Raw genomic sequence first — 18568 nt, forward strand, 5'->3', positions numbered from 1 at the left:
GGACAACTTCTGGCAGACCCGAAGGGTATTCGGCGCTTTGATACGGATAGATTCAGTCACCAAGCGGTACCCGGACGGCACGGTGGCGGTCGACCGACTCTCGTTGGAGATCCCCGACCGGTCGATCACGGTGCTCGTCGGCCCCTCGGGCTGCGGCAAGACCACGACTCTGCGCATGATCAACCGGATGGTCGAGCCCAGCGAGGGGACCATCCTGATCGACGGCAAGGACAGCCGGCAGCAGCCGGTCAACACGCTGCGCCGGTCCATGGGGTACGTCATCCAGAACGCCGGCCTCTTCCAGCACCGCACGATCGTCGACAACATCGCGACCGTGCCCCGGATGCTGGGCTGGGGCAAGGAGAAGGCGCGGGCGCGGGCCCGGGAGCTGATGGAGCGGGTCGGGCTCGACGGCTCGCTCGCCAAGCGGTACCCCTACCAGCTGTCCGGCGGCCAGCAGCAGCGCGTCGGGGTGGCGCGGGCGCTCGCCGCCGATCCGCCGGTGCTGCTGATGGACGAGCCGTTCTCCGCCGTCGACCCCATCGTCCGCAAGGGACTGCAGGACGAACTCCTGCGCATCCAGGACGAGTTGGGCAAGACCATCGTCTTCGTCACCCATGACATCGACGAGGCCGTCAAGATCGGCACGATGGTCGCCGTGATGCGCACCGGCGGCAAGCTCGCCCAGTACGCGCCGCCCGCCGAACTCCTGTCGAACCCGGCCGACGCGTTCGTCGAGGACTTTCTCGGCACCGACCGGGGCATCCGGCGGCTCTCCTTCTTCCCCTCCGCGGGACTCCGGCTGCTCACCACGCCGGTCGTCGCCGTCGACGCCACCGCGGAGCAGATCGCCGCCCGCGCCACGGCCGAGGCTCCCTACCTCCTCGTCACGGACATGGACGGCAGGCCCCTGGGCTGGAGCGAGCCGGGGGACCTCACCGCGGGCGGTGTCGACCCGGCCCGGCTGCTGCCGTACGGGCGGCCCTTCGTCGCCGGTACCGACTCGCTGCGCGCCGCCCTGGACTGCGCCGTGCTCTCGCCCACCGGGTGGGCCGTCGGCGTCGACGCCGAGGGGCGGGTGACCGGGGTGGTCTCCCAGCAGACCATCGGCGAGGCGATCCGCGGAGCGCACGCGAAGGGCCGCACGGACGCAGAGGCCGCCCGGTGAACGGCTTCTTCGACATCCCGAGCGACCTCCAGCACAGCTGGCTCGGGCTGATCGGACTGCACCTCAGGGAAGCCCTGCTGCCGGTCCTGGCCGGGCTGCTGGTCGCCCTGCCGCTGTCCCAGCTGTGCGTGCGCTTCCGGTGGCTGTACCCGCCCGTGCTGTGGGTGACGACCGTGCTGTACGCGATCCCGTCGCTGGCCTTCTTCGTGGTCCTCATCGACTACACCGGCCAGACCGAACTCACGGTGATGATCCCGCTCACCGTCTACACGCTCGTCATCCTGGTCCCGGCGATCGTCGACGGCGTCCGTTCGGTGCCGCAGGAGACCCTCGCGGCCGCGACGGCGATGGGCTTCGGACCCGTACGCCGGTACGTCCAGGTCCAGTTGCCGATCGCCGTGCCCGCCATCATCGCCGGGCTGCGGGTGGCGACCGTGTCGAGCATCTCCCTCGTCAGCGTCGGCGCGCTCATCGGCAACCAGGGCGCGCTCGGCAACCTCATCAACGACGCCAACATCTACAACCGGCCCGAACTCGCCGTGAACGCCGTGGTGACCATGGCCGTCCTCGCGATCCTCGCCGACGGGCTGCTGGTCGCCGTACGCCTGCTTCTGACGCCGTGGATGCCGAGCGGCGCACGTGCGCGGCGCGCGCCGCGGCCCGAACCGGAGGTCGCCGCCCGGTGAACGTCCTCAACTTCATCAACGCCTTCTTCAGCGACAGCGCGCACTGGCAGGGCTACGACGGCATTCCCACGAGGCTGGCGGAGCACGTCCAGTACACCCTGGAGGCGCTCGCGATCGCCGCGGCGATCGGACTGCCGGTCGGCCTCGTCACCGGGCACTTCGGGCGGGGCGGCAACGCGCTGGCCTTCATCGCCGTGGCCGGGCGGGCCGTGCCCACCTTCGGTCTGCTGGTGCTGATGACCCTGTCGCTCGGGTTCGGGCTGATCAACGTGATGATCCCGCTGGTCGTGCTCGCCGTGCCGCCGATCCTGGTCACCAGCTACGAGGCGATGCGGTCGGTGGACCCCGCCCCGGTGGACGCGGCCCGCGGGATGGGCATGCACGAGGTGGAGGTGCTGTTCCGGGTCGAGCTCCCGGTCGCCCTGCCGCTGATCCTCGGCGGGCTGCGCTCGGCGGCCATCCAGATCGTCTCGACGGCCACGATCGCCGCGTACGTCTCCCTGGGCGGGCTCGGGCGGTACATCGTGGACGGGCTCTACCAGCGCAACTACGAGAAGGTCGTGGGCGGCGCGACGCTGGTCGCCGCGCTGGCGCTGGTCACCCTCGGCCTGTTCTGGGGGATCACCCGGCTCACCGTCTCCCGCGGGGTGCGCAGAAGCGCCTGACGGGATGCCGCGGTCCGTCGTACGGCGGCCGCGGCACCCTCGTGGCCGGTCGCGCTGCGGTCACCCCTCGGTACGCGCCAGGGCCTGTTCCAGGACGACCAGCAGCGCGTCGCGCACCGAACCCCGCTCCCGCGCGTCGAAGACGATCACCGGGACCCGGTCGTTGACGTCCAGGGCCCAGCGGACCTCGTCCAGGGTGTGCTGGACCCTGCCGTCGAAGGCGTTGACGGCGACGGCGAACGGGATCTGCTTGTGCTCGAAGTAGTCGACCGCGGCGTAGCAGTCGTCGAGGCGGCGGGTGTCCACGATGACCAGGCCGCCGAGCGCGCCCTCGACGATGTCGTCCCACATGAAGCCGAAGCGCTCCTGGCCCGGCGTGCCGAACAGGTACAGCTTCAGGGTCGGGTCGACGGTGATGCAGCCGAAGTCCATCGCGACCGTGGTCGTGGTCTTGCGCGGGGTGTGGCTGAGGTCGTCCACCCCGGCGGCGACCTCGGTGATGGCGGCCTCGGTGGTCAGCGGCTCGATCTCGGAGATCGAGCCGACCGCGGTGGTCTTGCCCACCCCGAAACCGCCCGCGATCACCATTTTGACCGGCAGCGGCGGTCGTACGGCGGCGGAGGGCGCGGCCGAGGGCCGGGTGGCCGGTTCAGTCGGTGTCACGGAGTACCCCTCGGGAGTCGGGGATGGCGCGCAGGCCGTCGATGAGCCTGCGCAGGACGGACGCGTCGTGGGTGACGCCGGTGTCGGGCACGTGCACCGTCAGCTGCCCCGCCGTGCGCAGGTCCTCGGCGAGGATCCGCACCACGTTCAGGTGCAGCCGCAGCCGGGCCGCGATCTCCGCGATGGACTGCGGGATCCGGCACGCGGCGACGATGTCGTGCTGTTCGAAGGCGAGCCGGTCGAGCACGGCGAGTCCCTCGGCGGTGGCCACCACCTGGGTCTCGACGGGCATCGTCCGGCCGGACGGATCGGGTGCCACCCGGCCGGCGGTGACGAGGAACGGCCGTACGGCGGGCACGGGACCGCCCGGCTCCGGGTCCGGAGGCGTGCTGCCGTCCGCCATGACTGCGCTTCCTCCTCGGTCAGCGCTTCGACGCGGTGCCGACGCTGTTCTTCAGTTCGAGTACGAGTTGGGGGCTGAGCGCGCTGCCGGCACGGTTCGCGAACAGCGTCATCTCGTACGCGATGTTGCCGAGCTTGGCCTCCTTGTCGGTGACGACGCCGAGCACGGCGCCGCTGCCGATCGCGGAGACCAGGACATGGCCGCCCTCCAGGTCGATGATGACCTTGTTGAGGCCGCCGAGCCCGTAGTTGCCGGAGGCTCCGGCGGCCAGGCTCGTGATGCCGGAGACGATCGCGGCGAGGCGTTCGGAGTCCGCGTGCTCGCGCAGCTCCGACACGGCGATGAGCAGCCCGTCCGAGGACACGGCGATGGCGTCGACGACGCCCGCGGTCTCCGTCGCGAAACGGTTCAGCAGCCAGGTGAAGTCGGCTGCGGCGGCCTGCAGGTCGGCGGGCGTGGTGCCTTCCGTAGGCGTGTCACCTGTGGACGTGCTCACTGCTCCGCTCCTTCCGGGGAGTGGTTCTGTTCGTGCGGGGGGTTGGATGCGGTCTGGTGGGTTTCCACGTCGCGGCTCAGTACGGGTCTGGCGTGGCTGCCGGTCTCGCTCTCCCGGTGGGCGCGCTCCACGGCCGCCTCGAACTCGTCGAGCGCGTCCCGTACGGCCTCCGCGTCGGCGGGCTGGAGCGGAGCGGTCTTCTGCACCGGGTCGGCACCGACGGTGGTGCGCAGCGTGGCGCCGCGGACCCGGCGGCGCAGGGGACGCGGGCCGTCGTCTGCGTCACCGTCCCCGGGCACCTCGCCGGTGCGGGCCTTCGGGATGAACGGGGCTGCGGGAGAGGAGGGTTCGGGGTCCGGGGCGGTGGGGGCCGGGTCGCGGTGCGGGACCCGGCGGGGGAGGGGGGCCGGATCGCCGGCGTCGGCGGTGCCCGTGACGCCGGGCTCCGGGTCAGCGGTACCCCGGGGCGTCGGGCCCGCGGGTTCCTCCTGGCCGGAGTCGGGCCGTACGGCCGTAGGACCCGAAGGGCCTGTCGCCCGGGCGGGTTCCGGGGCCGGGGGCGTGCCCGCGCCGGTGGCCGGGACGGTGTGTGCGGCCGTACGAGGAGCCGCCGCCGCTTCCGGCAGCGCTTCGGCCGCCGTCGGACCGCCGGTGGCGAGCGCCATCGGGCTCATCGTCAGCAGCAGGGCGGAGGGGATGGTCACCTCGGCCGTCACGCCGCCGCCCGGTGTGCGGGAGAGGACCACGCTCACCTCCCAGCGGCGGGCCAGGGTGCCGACCACGAACAGACCGAGCACCTTCGTCGGGACGAGGTCGAGGCGTTCGCGGCGGATAAGGCGGGCGTTCTCCTCCTCCAGGCGCTCGGGGCTCATGCCGAGACCGTGGTCGGAGATCACGACGAGCGCGCCCTCGTGGCTGTCCTTGACGATCACCTCGACGGGGCTGCCGGCGGGCGAGAACGACACGGCGTTCTCGACGAGTTCGGCCACCATCAGGGTGAGGTCGCCGATGATGTCCGGCTCGACCATGACCTCGGTGCCGGCCTGCAGGGACACCCGCTGGAACCCCTCGATCTGGCCGAGCGCCGCGCGGACCACGTTGGTGAGGGCGAGCGGCCCGGAGTCGAGGACCGTCTCGCGGATGCCGGCGAGCAGCATCAGGCTGTCGGCGTTGCGGCGCAGGCGGACCGCGATGTGGTCGATGCTGTAGAGGCGTTCCAGCAGCGCCGGGTCGGTCTCGCCGCGCTCGACCGCGTCGATCAGGGCCAGCTGGCGGGTGGTCAGGTTGCTGACCCGGCGGCCCACGTTGCCGAACATCTCGGCGACGTTGCGGCGGCTGAGCACCTGGCGTTCGAGAAGCGCGACCGCGGTGGTCTGCACCTGGTTGAACACGTCGGCGAGATCGCCGATCTCGTCCTTCGCGGTGACCGGCATCTCCTGCAGCCGCGGTGTCCCGGTGTCCTCGGTGTCGTCGTCGGCCACCCGGGCCAGCTCACGGCCCGCCACCTCGGCGACCTGCTTGGCGGCACCGGTGAGCGCCTGCACCGGCCGCACCACCGAACGCCGGACGGCGACCGAGAAGGCGAGCCAGAGCACGAAGCCGAGCAGGGCCGAGCCCAGCAGCCAGGCCGCGTTCGAGCGCGCGTCCCGGGAGGCGGTGTCGGCGCGGTCGGCGATCTGGTCGATGAGCGAGGTGGTGGTGTTCAGCCGGGTCCGGGCCTGCGAGCGGTAGTCCGGGTAGGAGTCGAGCGCCGTCTGGAAGGCCTTCTTGATCTCGGCCGGGGTCTCCGCCTGGAGCGCGCCGGGGTCGATCTGGAGCTCGGCGTACTGCCGGGCGATCGTAGCCTGGGCGGTGTTGTGCTCGATGTCGCCGAGTTCCTCGGCCTGCCCCGCGGTGGCGAACCGGCCGAATCGTTCCACCTGGTGGGTGTACTCGTCGTAGGAGCCGATCGCGCCGATCAGCTCGATGAGGGCGTTGGAGTCGCCGGTCGTCGCGGAGAAGACACCGGTCTCGAAGGAGCCGTGCGCGGCGTCGGCGCGCAGCAGCGAGTCGAGCAGGTTGCCGGTGAAGGTAGCGGCGAGGGCCGGGTCGCGGTCGAGCCCGAGGCCGTCGATCAGGCCCTTGGCGGCGTCGCTGTAGGCCGGGTCGATGTTGTCGGCCGGCAGGTAGGACTTCTCGATGGTCGCGCGCAGTTCATCCAGGCCCTCGACCTCGCGAAGGGCCTGGGCCTCCTCCTCGGGCAGCCGGTCGCCGAAGATCGCGTGGACCTTCTCGACCTGGTTGTTCACGCGGATCTGGGCCTCGCGGTAGGCGGACCGCGAGGGGATGGCGCCGTCCCAGCTGGACTGGTGGCGCACCGAGAGCAGGACGGCCTGCTGGTGCTCGGCCTCCAACTGCCCCACCAGCTTGGCCACCTGGGCGCTGTCCCGCACCAGCTGGGCCGCGTCCGAGGCGTCCTGGGACTGGCCGACCTGGTCGGCGAAGAGATAGGCCAGCAGCGCGGCGACCACCGCCAGCGGCACACCCACCAGGATGTTCAGCTTGCGTCGGAAGGGCCAGCGCTCGGCGAAGTCCCGCAGGCCCCGGTTGCCGCGTCCGCCGTTCCGGTCCGGCGGCGGTGCCGACCGGGTGGACACGTCCACCTCGTTCGTGGACACCAGCCCTCCTTCGTGGGTGTCTCGGTCGGCGCGGAAGAGCGGACCTGACCGATTCGGATCGCTACGGGACGGTGCGTAGGGACACCTGAGTGGCTCCTGCACGCCTGTGTGACCGGCGCCAACTGCGGCGAGACTACAGCCTCTTCGGACAGCGCTTGTTGCCGCCCTGAGTCAAGAATCCGTTACAACCCGAGTCGTACCCCGCGTGCCGGTTTCGCGTTTCCTTCACAACCGATCACCGGGTGTCGTCAATTGTGACCAGGCGGGTCTTGACTGAGTGAGAACAGGCTGGATTGGATCAGTGCAAGGGCTTCCCTTCTCCGACGCCCTGGACCACCTTGCATCCACCGAGTTCCGGAACGGGAATCGTGACTTCTACCGCCGCACACCGCAGGTCCATCAGGAAGAACCCCGGCGTGGCCGCCGTCGCGCTCGCCGCCGCCACGGTCCTGCTGGCGGGATGCGGGTCCTCCGACGACGGCTCCGACCCGCTGAGCGAGGACACGGGGGGCGCCGCCGGCGGTGACACCGTCGTCGTCGGCTCGAACAACTTCGCCGAGAGCATCCTGCTCGCCGACATCTACGGCGAGGCCCTCAAGGCCAAGGGCATCAAGGTCACCTACAAGCCCAACATCGGCAGCCGCGAGACCACCTACGGCCTGCTGAAGAACGGCTCCATCACCGTCCTGCCCGAGTACAACGGCTCGCTGCTGGCCTACCTGGACAAGGACGCGAAGCAGGAGTCCGCGGAGGGCGTGGACACGGCCGTCAAGGCGAAGCTCGACTCCAAGCTGACGCTGCTGGACTCGGCGCCCGCGGAGGACAAGGACTCGGTCACCGTCAACGCGGACACCGCGAAGAAGTACAACCTGACCTCCGAGTCCACCCTCGCCGACCTCAAGGACATCGCCCCTGACCTGGTCATCGGCGGCTCGCCGGAGTTCCAGACCCGGCAGCAGGGCCTGCTCGGCCTGGAGTCCCAGTACGGCCTGAAGTTCAAGTCCTTCAAGGCCCTCGACGCGGGCGGCCCGCTGACCCAGGCGGCGCTGAAGAAGAACACCGTGCAGGCCGCGGACATCTTCACGACCGACCCGACCATCGTCAAGGAGAAGTTCGTCGTCCTCCAGGACCCGAAGAACCTCTTCGGCTTCGCTAACGTGACCCCGCTGGTCTACAAGTCCGGCCTCAGCCAGGAGGGCGTGGCCGCCCTGAACGCGGTCTCGGCCAAGCTGGACACGAAGGCGCTCCTCGCCATGGACTCCCAGGTCCAGCTGGAGAACGGGGACCCGCTGGACGTGGCGAAGGCCTGGCTGAAGTCGAACGGCCTCGGCTGACGGTCGCGGTCGCGGAGCACGGCCCGGGCAGGTCACCGTCCGAATTCCGCCCGGGCCGCGGCTCCCACCGACACCGTCCACGCCGAGCCGCGAGCGGAGCACTCGTACCGGATGCCCGCTGACCGGCGGTTCGGCGGCGGCCGGGCCCCGCAGACCGAGAGTCCGCGAACGGTCTGGGCGCGGCCCACGTCACCGCGTCACTGTCAGCGGTCGGGTGCCGTGGCCGACGGCCGGCACGCGGGCTCGCTGACGCTGACCGGTGCGGTGCATGCACCGGATGCCTGCTGATCGGCGGCGGCGGTCAGCGCCCGCAGGACCGAGGGTCCGAGGAGGGGCTGGGCGCGGCCCACGTCACCGCGCCACCGTCAGCGGTCGGGTGCCGTGGCCGACGGCCGGCACGCGGGCTCGATGACGCTGACCGGTGTGGTGCACGCGATCCGGCACGGTGGCGAGCGCGCGGTGAGCGGGGCGGTGTCGCGGGTGGGGAGCGGGTACGTGGTCCTGGCCCGGCTCAGGGAGTCGTACCGCTCTGAACACGACTTCGCCGAAACGGAGTTGGCGCCGCGCGAGACGGGCCTCGTCCTCGTCGAGATCGGGTGTCCGGAGCCCGGGCCGTTCGCGAGGGCGGCCGGCCGGCAGATGGCCCGCACGCCGGGCGGCGCCGATCAGGATCTGCCGCGCCTACGGCACCGCCGCGTTCGACGGCCGATGGTCCGCTTCGACCGGGGGATGACCGAGGGGGAGTCGACCTAGTCGACCGCGGCGGCGATCAGCAGGTCCAGAAGGGCGATCAGCACGTCCCGGGAGGACTCGCGTCGCCGTGCGTCGCACAGCACCACCGGGACGTCCGGCGGGAGGGCGAGGGACTCCCTGATGTCCTCGGCCGGGTACGGGTGCCGGCCGTCGAAGCCGTTCACGGCGACGACGAAGGGGATGTGCCGCCGCTCGAAGAAGTCCACGGCCGCGAAGCTCGACTCCGGGCGGCGCACGTCGATGAGGACGACCGCGCCGAGGGCCCCGACGGCCAGGTCGTTCCACATGAACCAGAACCGCTGCTGGCCCGGGGTGCCGAAGAGGTAGAGCACGAGTTCGTCGCTGATGGTGATCCGGCCGAAGTCCATGGCCACGGTGGTGGCCCGCTTCTCCTCGATCCCCGCGAGATCGTCGACGCCCAGACCGGCGACGGTGAGGGGTTCCTCCGTGCGCAGCGGAGTGATCTCGCTGACCGACCCGACCATGGTGGTCTTGCCGACACCGAAGCCCCCGGCGATGAGGATCTTGACGGTGTCGGGTGCGGCGGGGACACCGGCTGTCCCGGTGGCGAGTGCGTCAGAGCCGGCCAAGGCCTTCCCTCACTTTCTGCAACAGGTCCAGGTCCGGGGAGCGGGGCAGGACGGGGCGCGGCGGGCGCGCGGTGATCAGACCCTCCTCCAGGAGGTCGCACAGCATGATCACGACCACGCTGACCGGGAGGTCCAGCAGCGCGGCCAGCTCCGCCACGGCGACCGGGCGAGCGCACCTGCGCAGGATGCGGGTCTGCTCGGCCTGCGGTCGCGGGGCGCCTTCCGGCGGCGGGTCCACCGCGGTCACCGTCGTGATGAGGGTGAAGTCGGCGCGGCTGGGCCGGGTCCGTCCGCCGGTCAGGGCGAACGGACGTACCAGCCGGCCCGACGCGTCACTGTCGGTCACCTCACCCGCCGGTGGGGCCGATGCCGGCCCGTGGTGCCGCGCTGAGGTGCTCGCCGATCTTCTTCACCAGCATGTTCATCTGGTACGCCACCACTCCGACATCGGCGTTCGGCCCGGTGAGGACGACGAGGTGGGCGCCGGGTCCCGCGGAGGTGAGGATCAGGAAGCTGTTGGCCATCTCGATGAGCGCCTGGCGCACCGGGCCGCCCCGGAAGTCCATGCTGACGCCCTTGCTCAGGCTCATCAGACCGGACGCGGTCGCCGCCAGCCGCTCGGCGTCGTCGCGCAGGAACCCGGTGGACTTGCTGACGACCAGCCCGTCCTCCGAGAGCACGACAGCCTGCGTCACGTCGGCGACCCGCTCCACGAGTCCGGTGAGCAGCTGGTCCAGCTGGGTGTGCGTGGCGGGGGTGGGGCGTGTCATGGCGTGTCCTTCACGAGCGATCGGGGTCGGGAGTACGGGCGGCGACGGACGGGGCCTCCACGGCGCCGGGCCGGCCGTTGGTGTCGGCGGTGGTCACGTCCTCGGGGGCGGGCCCCGCGAGCGCGTCCCGAGGGGTGTCGAGGAGGCCGTCCTCGTCCCGGGCGCGGAGCGTGCCGCGCTGGAATCCGGCGAGCGAGGAGGCCGCGTGGTCCGCGGTGAACTCCTCGGTGTCCTCCTCCGGGCAGGTGGCCGGGGCCTCCTCGCGCAGTTCGACGGCGAGACTGGTCTGCGGCACCCGCCGGGGGAGCGGGGTGAGACCGTCGGGGCGGGAAGCGGCGGTGTCGCTCGCCGCGGGGCGCGGCCGGGACTCCGCCCGAGCCGGTACCGCTCCGGCCGCCGGCTCCGGCTCCGGGTCCGACGCACCCGGTGGCACATCCGGCTCCCCGGAACCCTCTGCGCCCGTCCGGTCCCCAGGACTCGGGGCGTCAGCCGGGTCAGCCGGGTCGGCCGACCCGGCCGCTTCCGCCGTACGGTCCGTACCGGTCGCGGCCCCGACCGCTGCCGGCCCCTCTCCGCGTCCGGCGCCCGCCCGGGCAGTGGCCGAGGCCGCCTTCCCGGCCGTCGCCCCCGCGGTGGCCTTGCCCCCGTCCCGGGCCTCCGGCTCGTTCTCCTCCCGCTCCTCCCGCTCCTCCCGCACGACGATCTCGTGCGGGATCAGCACGATCGCCGTCGTTCCGCCGTACGGCGAGGAGCGCAGGGTCACCTGGATGCCGTGGCGGGTGGCGAGGCGGGCGACGACGAACATGCCGAGCCGCAGATCGTCGGCGAGGGCGACCACGTCGAACTTGGGGGCCTCGGCCAAGTGGGCGTTGAAGGCGGCGTACTCGTCCTCCGACATGCCGAGACCCCGGTCCTCGACCTCGATGGCGAGACCCTTGGCCACCAGCCCGGCCCGCACCCCGACCGGACTCGGCGCGGGCGAGTACAGCGTGGCGTTCTCGATCAGCTCGGCCAGCAGGTGGATCACGTCCGCGACCGCGGGCGGGGCCACACAGACCTCCTCCTCGGTGCGCACCTCCACCCGCTGGTACTCGGCGACCTCGCCCACCGCACTGCGCAGGATGTCGATCAGCGCGACCGGCTCGGTCCAGCTGCGCCGCGGCTGCCCGCCGCTGATGATGACCAGGTTCTCCTCGTACCGCCGCAACTGGCTGGCCGTGGAGTCGAGTTCGTACAGCCCCGACAGGACGTCCGGGTCCTGGTGCTCGCGCTCCAGGGTGTCCAGCCGGCTGAGCTGGAGGTTGACCAGGTTCTGGCTCTGCCGGGCGATCCCTAGGATCACCTTCTGGAACCCCCGCCGGGTGTCGGCGAGTTCGACGGCCGTCTCCACGGCCGTCCGCTGTGCCGTGTTGAACGCCTGGGCCACCTGCCCCAGTTCGTCCGAGCCGTAGTCCAGCTCCGGTGCGGCCCGGTCCACATCGACCTTCTCGCCCCGCTCCAGGCGCGCGACCACGTCCGGCAGCCGTTCCTGTGCGAGGCCCAGGGTGGCCTCCCGCAGGCCCCGCAGCCGCCGGGACAGCGAACGGGTGATTCGCCAGGACATGACCAGGCAGATCAGCAGCGCGATCAGCCCGCCCGCGCTGAGGGAGCCCGCCGTCACCAACTGTTCGCGCGCCTTGTCCGCGCTCCGCGTCAGCAGTCCCGAGGTCTGCTGCCGGATCAGGTCGGTGTAGCTGACGGAGACCTTCGCCATCGCGGCCGTCCACTGCTTGCCCGCGTCCGGCAGGGCCACCCGACCGGTGCCACCGGCCGGCCGCGCGGCGAGGATCCGGTCCTCGACCGCCGTGAGGGTCCGCCAGTCCGCGCTCGCCAGGATCCGCTCCGTCTGCGTCTTCGCGCCGCCGCTCAGGGCGGGCACGATCTGGTCCTCGACCAGCCACCGGCGCGTGTTGACCAGCTGGACGAAGTGCTCCCAGGCCTTCTCGTCGAGATGCCCGGACGGCCAGGCCAGGGTGAGCGCCACGTCCTCCTGCGAGGTCAGCTCCGCCGCGTGTTCGATGGCGACGAGCGGCCCGGCCTGCGAGGTGAGGTCGCCGTCGTCGACCTGGGAGAGCTGCTGGAAGGCGTGGACCTGGTCGTCGATGATCGACGTGTACTGGCCGAGGGCCTGCTCGGCGGTGATGTCGGTGGGGTGGTCCACCTGGTCGCGGTAGTACTCCAGGCTGCCCACCGAGCCGAGGACCGAGTACAGCTGGTCGGCGATGCGCGCGGGCGCCCGCTGGATCTCCTCGGACCGCTGCACGAGCTTGGCGACCGCCGCGTCCGTGGCCGCCCGCTTCTCGTCCAGGGCGGTCCGGGAACCGGGCACCTTGGCCAGCCAGGCGGCGGACACCGCGCGTTCCCCCTGCAGCGCGAGCGTGGTCTCGGTGCCCATCGCGCCGGTCGACCTGCTCAGCTCGGTCTGCGAGCGCAGCCGCAGGCCTTCCGAGAACAACTGCGTGGTCGTCACACCCCACATCGCGGCGAGCGTGACGCTCGGCACCAGCGCCAGCATGATGAGGGAGAGACGTATGGAGCCGAGGCGGCGGCGGGCGCCTTTCCGGTCGGGCATGGTCGTCCTTGGGCGGTCAGGGAGAGCGGAGTGGGCGGTGCGGGGGGAAGCGGTTGTCGGGAGGGGGGATCACCGCGTGCCGGCGGCGGCGAACCCCGCGACCGCGGCGACGTTCGTCCGGGTGACGAACGCTGGCCCGGTGAGCACGGGAGCCACGCCGCCCCCGCTGATGTTGCCGTTGGTCCGGTACAGCCACAGCGAGTCCACGGCGAGGTAGCCCTGCAGATACGGCTGCTGGTCCACCGCGAACTGCACGTCCCCGGCGCGGACCGCCTGGACCAGGTCGTCGTTGAGGTCGAAGGTGGCGACGTGCGCTCTGCTGCCGGCGGCCTTCACCGAGTCCACGGCGTCCAGCGCGAACTGCGCGCCGAGGGTGACGACTTCGTCGATGCCGGGGTTCTGTCGCAGCCTGGCCGTGAGAACGGTGTCCACGGCCTCGGGGTCGGTGCCCTCCACGTACAGGTTCTCGGTCTCACCGCCGAACGTCTTCTTCACTCCGGCGCAGCGCGCCTCCAGGGCGACATTGCCCCGCTCGTGGATGACGCACAGCGCGTGCTTGACCTTCAGACCGTTCAGCTTGTCGCCCACGGCCGCGCCGGCCACGATCTCGTCCTGGCCGAAGTACTCCAGCAGCCCCTGCGACTTCCAGGCGTCGATACCGGAGTTGAGGCCCACCACCGGGATGCCGGCCGCCCGTGCCGCGGCCACCGGGGCCTTCATCGCGGCCGGCTTGGCCAGGGTCACCGCGATGCCGTCGACGCGGTCACTGATCGCGTCGCGCACCAACTGGGCCTGCCCGGCGGGATCGGAGTCGTTGGCGTACGTCAGGTCGACGCCGTCCTTCGCGGCGGCGGCCTCGGCCCCCTTCTGGACGCGTTCCCAGAAGGCGTCGCCCTCGCCGCCGTGGGTGATCAGGGCGATCTTCAGCCCCGAGGTGTCCGCCCCCTTCGCCGCGTCCGTGCCGAGGCGGGAGTCGTCGCCGGCGCCGGAGCAGCCGGCGAGCAGCAGCAGGGTGACGGAGGTGAGGGCGGCCACGCGCAGGGATCTCAAGGAAGTCCGAGGTGGGGGAGGAGTGTTCATGGGGTGCGGCACCTCGCTGTGCGGCCTGGCAGGCGGAACGCGAAAGGGCGGCCGGATCGCGGGCGCGTCGGCCGGTTGAACTTTCACTGGCCAGGAGCCAACCGCGTGTGACCGCCGGTAGTCAAGTGATCAGCCCCTTGTAGTGACTTCTCGGTTCCGCATCGTAATGATCTTCACGTGGATGTACGGCAGAAGGCCGAGCGCCCAGTCCGTCTCCCGGCCGACCCCGACCGGTGCTCGTATCCCCCGTACCGGTCCCCGGCGGCGGAGGAATTCCTCGGTACGGCGTCGCCGGCCCCCGCCTCCCGATGGCTCGCGCGCGTCGTGCTGCTGCTCGGCGAGCCCATGAACCTGCTGGACGCGACTGTCGTCGAGGTCGCCGCGCCCGTGTCACCGGGGCGGAGGTAATCCTCGGTACGGGCGTCCGCGGCCGGCCGCCTTCCGATGGCTCGCGCGCGTCGTGCTGCTGCTCGGCGAGCCCATGAACCTGCTGGACGCGACCGTCGTCGAGGTCGCCGCGCCCGCCGTCCACGCCGGCCTGGGCGGGGCGGTGTCGCGGTGCTGCTCGTTGCCTGCGGACGGCTCGGCGACGTCCTCGGCCGCGAGCAGCTGTTCGTCGCGGGCGCGCGGACGCTTCCGGTGTCGCGGGCTTCACGCTTGCCTGCGTCCTGGCGCCCGCCGTAGGGGACCTGATCGCCTTCCGGGCGTGAGGGGAGCCGCGGCGGCAGTGTTCGTCCCTCGGGCCACCGGCCTGATCAAGGCGAGGTCGCGGGTCGCACCGCCGACTCCTGGAACCCCGTTGGGCTCTACGCCGTACGGCACCGGGTCGAGGACCGCGTCGGACCGCGCAGGCTGCCCGCTGTGTGACGGGTGTGCCTGCGCGGTCCGGGCCCCGGGAGGGGGAAGGCGGATGCGCGAGCCGATGCCGGAACGGTCCGCTCGTCCGGGTTACTGGGCGGTGGCCGTCACGGCCTGGGCCGTAGGGGTGTCGGTGCCGTTCCGGCCGGCGTCGGCCGCCGGCCCGTCCTGGGTCGCCCGCTGTGCCGACCCGCGCCGCTCGCGGCGGCTCACCCGCGGGTCCTGGTCGGGCAGCCAGCCGAAGGTCAGGATGCTTCCCGCGACTCCCAGCAGGAGGCCGACCATGAAGCCGCCCAGGTTCGAGGTGACCCAGGTACCCATGGAGATCAGGACGCCGGTGATCGAGTAGAAGAGGCGCTGGGCGGGGCTGAAGAGGATCAGCAGTCCCAGCAGCACCATCAGGGTCGGCAGGAGGTAGCCCGCCACGCCCTGCATCCCGACGTGCAGGACGACCTTCACCGAGGCCTTCATTGTGACCAGGATCCAGAGCCCGCCCAGGGTGAGCCACAGCCCGCCGAAGAAGGGGCGTCCGTACACCCAGCGGGTGAACGCGTCCTGCTCGGCCACGGGCTGCGCTACGCCCGCCGGCCCGGGCCCGCTCACCGGCTCCTGACCTTCCATCAGCAGGCCTTGCTGCTGAAGCTGAGCTTGAGGCCGGGCAGCTTGAACACGCCTGCCGTGGTGGCGTAGTTGGTCTGTCGCAGGTTGGCGATGTGCACGGTGTCGGCCTGCTGGCTGAAGACCCCGAGGGGGCCCTTCACGCCCGCCTTGGTGAGGGTGCTGGCGTCGTTGCCGATCTCGATGTTGTCGAAGGAGGCGTCACCGGTCAGCACGGTCGAGTCCGTGGTCAGGTCGGTCGCCTCGACCTTCTTCTCTCCCTTGCCCGCCTCGATCCGCAGGTTGGTGCCGCCCAGGTCGACGCTCTGGCACAGCTTGCTCAGGGTCGCGCTCTTGATGGCGGAGGTCACGACCAGCACCTGTCCGCCGGTGTCGCCGGCGTTCGGGCTGTTGTCCGCCATGTTGTCGAGGCCGCCGAACTGCTCGAAGCCGGTGCCGTCGAGGTTGTCCGCGGTGACTGTGAACGGCATGCCGGAGATGGCGAACTGGACACCCAGCGCACCCTCGGCGGTCATGATCGCGAGACCCGCGGTGATCACGACGGCCGGCACGGCCATGATCGCGGCCCGGCGGCCCCGGACCCGCCCGCGTCTCGCGGTGCTGCCGGGGGCTTCGGGTGCGGAACCGCTTTCGGGGGTCTCGGGGGTGGTGCCGACGGACGAGGCCATGTGCTGCTCCCAGGGGCATAGTCAACGCAAGTGGGGCTCACGTGCGGATGTTTCGGCTTCAGTGGCTTGTCGTCCTGGCGCGGACGGCGGCTGCGGCGCACGTGTTCTTCCAACCCCCGGCGGCTGCAAGGGCTTTCTCGTACTCCGCAGTAATGCCACGGAAGTTACCGGCGGTTACGCCCGTGGGTCAAGCAAGTTGTGAGTAAAGGGTGTCGATTATGTGGCACCGGTGATCAACAACGCCTCCGACGACGGCAAAAGACGCTGATCGATGATCAACTCCCCTGTAACACCTTGACGTTGACGGATGATCAGGTCTACAACTCTCCCTGGCTTCCCTGGATCCGTGGCGCCGGATCCAAGCCGTCGGGCGGCACCTGCCCGCGTTCCCGGACCAGCTGTCCCTCACGGGCTCTTCACCGCCCGAGTCCGCCCCTCCATGGCACCCGAACCGGCCGATTCCCCCCTGGGCCGCTCCGGGCTCGCCCTCTCTCACCCGGCCCGGCCGGACCCTCCCCCATGGGGCACCCGGCCGGTCACCGGTCTGATGCCGTTGCCGGTCCGTCACGTACGGAGAAGGCGTGACGGACCGGCAACGGCGGGCGCCGACGCGCGTCCGCGCCCCCCCACACCCACCCTCACCTCATGAAAGAGGCAATCCCCCATGCGTATGCGTTCCCTGCTCTCCCTCACCGCCGCTGCCGCCGCCTTCGCGCTGCCCGTGGCCGTGGCCGCCTCCGCCCCCGCCGCGGCGGCCGACGTCGCGGTCCTCACCACCGGCTCGGTCGGCGGCACCAACGTCGCCGAGGGCACGACCATCAGTGCGTCCCTGGCGAGCGGGACCACCGCGACCCTCTACTCCAGCTCGACGGGCACCAGCGGGATCACCTGCACGGCCTCCACCTTCACCGCCACGGTCGGCAGCAACCCGACCGCGCCGGGCACCGCCACCGAGTCCCTGACCGGGCAGACCTTCAGCGGCTGCACCTCGAACGTGGTCGGTGTCCTCGGCGTCACCAGCATCACGGTGAACAACCTGCCCTACACCACCGACGTGTCCTCCGACGGCTCCGTCGCCGTGACCCCGGCGAGCGGTTCCTCCATCCAGACCACCGTCGTGCTGCGCACCCTGCTGGGCAGCGTCAGCTGTGTCTACCAGGCGGCGTCCGGCCTGGCCGGCACGGCCGACAACACCGACAACAGCATCAAGTTCGCCAACCAGCAGTTCAGCCGGACGTCCGGTTCCTCGCTGTGCCCCGCCAGCGGCTTCTGGACCGCCAAGTACAGCCCGGTGACCGCGGGCGGCGAGCCGGTCTACGTCAACTGAACTCCGTAACCGCGTAGTTCAGCGTCGGCGCAGACGAAGCGCCAGGGCGGCGCCCCCGGTGAGCACCAGCACCGCGGCGGCGCCGCCCGCCATCATGGGCGCGGACGGCCCGGAGGCGGGATCGGCGTCGGCCGCCACCGGAGTGGAGTCGGGTACGGCGGCACCCGCCGAACGTGCCACGGACGGTGTCGGCGAGGCAGTGACGGCGGGAGTGGTCGGCGTCGGGCTCTGCGCGGGCTTCTCCTCCGCCGCCTTGGAGCGGGTCGGCGACGCGGCGGCGCTCGCCCTGTCCCCGTCCCCGCCGGCCGCCGCCGGGAACACCACGTCCGAGCACGAGTAGTACGTGTCCGCCGTACTGCTGTTCTGCCAGATCGTGTACAGCACCTGCCGGCCCGTGCGGTCCTTCGGCAACGTCATCCGGATCCGGTACGCGCCGTCCGTCAGTGCCGGGTCCTTCACCTGGGCGAACGGCTGCTCCGGCAGATCGGACCACTTCAAGGGCTTCGACGGGTCGTAGCCGGGCTCGGTGAGATACATGCGGAACGTGCCGGTGTGCGGGATCGTCGAGACGTATTTCATGGTCAGGGTCGCCCCGGGGGACAGACGGGTGGCCGGCCAGTCGGAGCGGGCCAGATCGAGGCCCCGGTAGGCGGGCAGGCCGCCGCTGCACAGCTTCCCGTCGGGAATCGTCTGCCGGTCCCGGCCGTTCACGTTCGCGACCCGCAGGTTGTCCCAGGCCGTGAAGGGCGAGCCGTTCGCCGCCACGGCGGCCCGGCACGCGGACGTGCCCGAGGAGTCGCCGTCGGGGGAGCAGGCGAAGACCCGGCTGACCGGGTCGGTGGGAGCGCCGTGGGCCTGCGCGGGCGCCGCCGCGAACACGGTCAGCAGGAGCGGGGTCAGGGCGGTGGCGGCCGCCGCACTGGTACGGCGGGCGGTGGTCCAGGGCATCCGGAACATCCGGAACGCCTCCTCGGGCGGCGCGGGAACGACGGGCTTCCGTGCAGTACGGGGCGCGGGCCCCGCGCGTTCACCGGCGGCCCGGGTCGTCCGCCCCGCGCAGACGCGGGCAAAGCGGCCACCCCCGCTCAACCGGCCATCGGACAGGGGGTGTTTCCGGCCCGATCAAGGGTTTCCCCTGTATCCGCATGACCTGCTCTTTGCCTATCGTTCGACCACAGCTGACCCACAGGTAACCCCGAACGGGTCACGCGCCCCACGTAT

19 protein-coding genes are annotated in these 18568 nt (G+C 71.5%); 7 read left to right on the forward strand and 12 right to left on the reverse strand.

Annotation, left to right across the window (positions count from 1 at the left end; translation table 11 throughout):
• The first annotated feature begins 37 nt into the window (after positions 1–37).
• Genes AQI94_RS25850 through AQI94_RS25860 form a run of 3 tightly spaced genes read left to right on the forward strand, consistent with a single transcriptional unit; the run spans position 38 to position 2519 of the window.
• A complete protein-coding gene (locus AQI94_RS25850) occupies positions 38–1168 on the forward strand; it encodes an ABC transporter ATP-binding protein (protein WP_078902849.1) in 1131 nt (376 codons plus the stop codon).
• Positions 1165–1854, forward strand: coding sequence for an ABC transporter permease (locus AQI94_RS25855; RefSeq protein WP_031052299.1), 690 nt, complete (start codon positions 1165–1167; stop codon positions 1852–1854). Before AQI94_RS25850 ends, AQI94_RS25855 begins: the two co-directional genes overlap by 4 nt.
• On the forward strand, positions 1851–2519 hold the full coding sequence (locus AQI94_RS25860) for an ABC transporter permease (protein WP_031052300.1): 669 nt from the start codon (positions 1851–1853) through the stop codon (positions 2517–2519). The genes AQI94_RS25855 and AQI94_RS25860 overlap by 4 nt, the downstream gene beginning before the upstream one ends.
• Before the next feature lie 60 nt (positions 2520–2579).
• On the opposite strand, the gene AQI94_RS25865 is transcribed toward AQI94_RS25860, so the two are convergent.
• From AQI94_RS25865 to AQI94_RS25880, 4 genes are read right to left on the reverse strand one after another with little or no spacing between them, the layout of a single operon-like run.
• A complete protein-coding gene (locus tag AQI94_RS25865; protein WP_031052303.1) occupies positions 2580–3182 on the reverse strand; it encodes a GTP-binding protein in 603 nt (200 codons plus the stop codon).
• Entirely contained in the window at positions 3169–3585 is a 417-nt protein-coding gene (locus AQI94_RS25870; protein WP_007385463.1) for a DUF742 domain-containing protein, read from the reverse strand. Before AQI94_RS25870 ends, AQI94_RS25865 begins: the two co-directional genes overlap by 14 nt.
• A gap of 19 nt (positions 3586–3604) precedes the next feature.
• Positions 3605–4081 (reverse strand): roadblock/LC7 domain-containing protein, encoded by a 477-nt coding sequence (locus AQI94_RS25875; protein ID WP_031052307.1) that lies wholly within the window; start codon positions 4079–4081, stop codon positions 3605–3607.
• A complete protein-coding gene (locus tag AQI94_RS25880) occupies positions 4078–6738 on the reverse strand; it encodes an ATP-binding protein (RefSeq protein WP_062229954.1) in 2661 nt (886 codons plus the stop codon). Before AQI94_RS25880 ends, AQI94_RS25875 begins: the two co-directional genes overlap by 4 nt.
• Positions 6739–7106: 368 nt before the next feature.
• Here AQI94_RS25880 and AQI94_RS25885 point away from each other — a divergent pair, with 368 nt between their 5' ends.
• Positions 7107–8072 carry an ABC transporter substrate-binding protein gene (locus AQI94_RS25885; protein WP_031051776.1) on the forward strand — a complete coding sequence of 322 codons (966 nt, stop codon included), beginning with the start codon at positions 7107–7109 and terminating at the stop codon, positions 8070–8072.
• A 381-nt stretch (positions 8073–8453) separates the two neighbouring features.
• Positions 8454–8825 (forward strand): MlrC C-terminal domain-containing protein, encoded by a 372-nt coding sequence (locus AQI94_RS25890; protein WP_031051778.1) that lies wholly within the window; start codon positions 8454–8456, stop codon positions 8823–8825.
• Here AQI94_RS25890 and AQI94_RS25895 read toward each other — a convergent pair.
• From AQI94_RS25895 to AQI94_RS25915, 5 genes are all read right to left on the reverse strand, one after another.
• Positions 8822–9415, reverse strand: a complete 594-nt coding sequence (locus AQI94_RS25895) for a GTP-binding protein (protein WP_031051780.1) — start codon at positions 9413–9415, stop codon at positions 8822–8824. The two genes, AQI94_RS25890 and AQI94_RS25895, sit on opposite strands and share 4 nt — an antisense overlap.
• The gene (locus AQI94_RS25900) at positions 9402–9761 is read right to left on the reverse strand and encodes a DUF742 domain-containing protein (protein ID WP_031051782.1); all 360 of its coding nucleotides are present in this window, start codon (positions 9759–9761) and stop codon (positions 9402–9404) included. The genes AQI94_RS25895 and AQI94_RS25900 overlap by 14 nt, the downstream gene beginning before the upstream one ends.
• Position 9762: 1 nt before the next feature.
• Positions 9763–10185: a roadblock/LC7 domain-containing protein gene (locus AQI94_RS25905; RefSeq protein ID WP_030313681.1), complete on the reverse strand. Its 423-nt coding sequence runs from the start codon at positions 10183–10185 to the stop codon at positions 9763–9765.
• A 10-nt stretch (positions 10186–10195) separates the two neighbouring features.
• Complete coding sequence (locus AQI94_RS25910) at positions 10196–12796, reverse strand: sensor histidine kinase (protein WP_062229955.1); 2601 nt, start codon at positions 12794–12796, stop codon at positions 10196–10198.
• Between the two features lie 69 nt (positions 12797–12865).
• Complete coding sequence (locus AQI94_RS25915; protein ID WP_031041333.1) at positions 12866–13876, reverse strand: substrate-binding domain-containing protein; 1011 nt, start codon at positions 13874–13876, stop codon at positions 12866–12868.
• Positions 13877–14053: 177 nt separating this feature from the next.
• On the opposite strand from AQI94_RS25915, the gene AQI94_RS25920 reads away from it, so the two are divergent.
• Positions 14054–14284, forward strand: a complete 231-nt coding sequence (locus tag AQI94_RS25920; protein ID WP_031041337.1) for a hypothetical protein — start codon at positions 14054–14056, stop codon at positions 14282–14284.
• Between the two features lie 540 nt (positions 14285–14824).
• Here AQI94_RS25920 and AQI94_RS25925 read toward each other — a convergent pair.
• Both AQI94_RS25925 and AQI94_RS25930 read right to left on the reverse strand, forming a co-directional pair.
• Positions 14825–15337 (reverse strand): DUF6114 domain-containing protein, encoded by a 513-nt coding sequence (locus tag AQI94_RS25925; RefSeq protein ID WP_031041340.1) that lies wholly within the window; start codon positions 15335–15337, stop codon positions 14825–14827.
• Between the two features lie 17 nt (positions 15338–15354).
• The gene (locus tag AQI94_RS25930) at positions 15355–16020 is read right to left on the reverse strand and encodes a DUF6230 family protein (RefSeq protein WP_031041343.1); all 666 of its coding nucleotides are present in this window, start codon (positions 16018–16020) and stop codon (positions 15355–15357) included.
• Positions 16021–16684: 664 nt separating this feature from the next.
• On the opposite strand from AQI94_RS25930, the gene AQI94_RS25935 reads away from it, so the two are divergent.
• Positions 16685–17347, forward strand: coding sequence for a hypothetical protein (locus tag AQI94_RS25935; protein WP_031041346.1), 663 nt, complete (start codon positions 16685–16687; stop codon positions 17345–17347).
• An 18-nt stretch (positions 17348–17365) separates the two neighbouring features.
• On the opposite strand, the gene AQI94_RS25940 is transcribed toward AQI94_RS25935, so the two are convergent.
• A complete protein-coding gene (locus tag AQI94_RS25940; protein ID WP_037941743.1) occupies positions 17366–18304 on the reverse strand; it encodes a lytic polysaccharide monooxygenase in 939 nt (312 codons plus the stop codon).
• Between the last annotated feature and the right edge of the window lie 264 nt (positions 18305–18568).

It is taken from the genome of Streptomyces pseudovenezuelae (assembly GCF_001513955.1).
GTDB lineage: Bacteria > Actinomycetota > Actinomycetes > Streptomycetales > Streptomycetaceae > Streptomyces > Streptomyces pseudovenezuelae.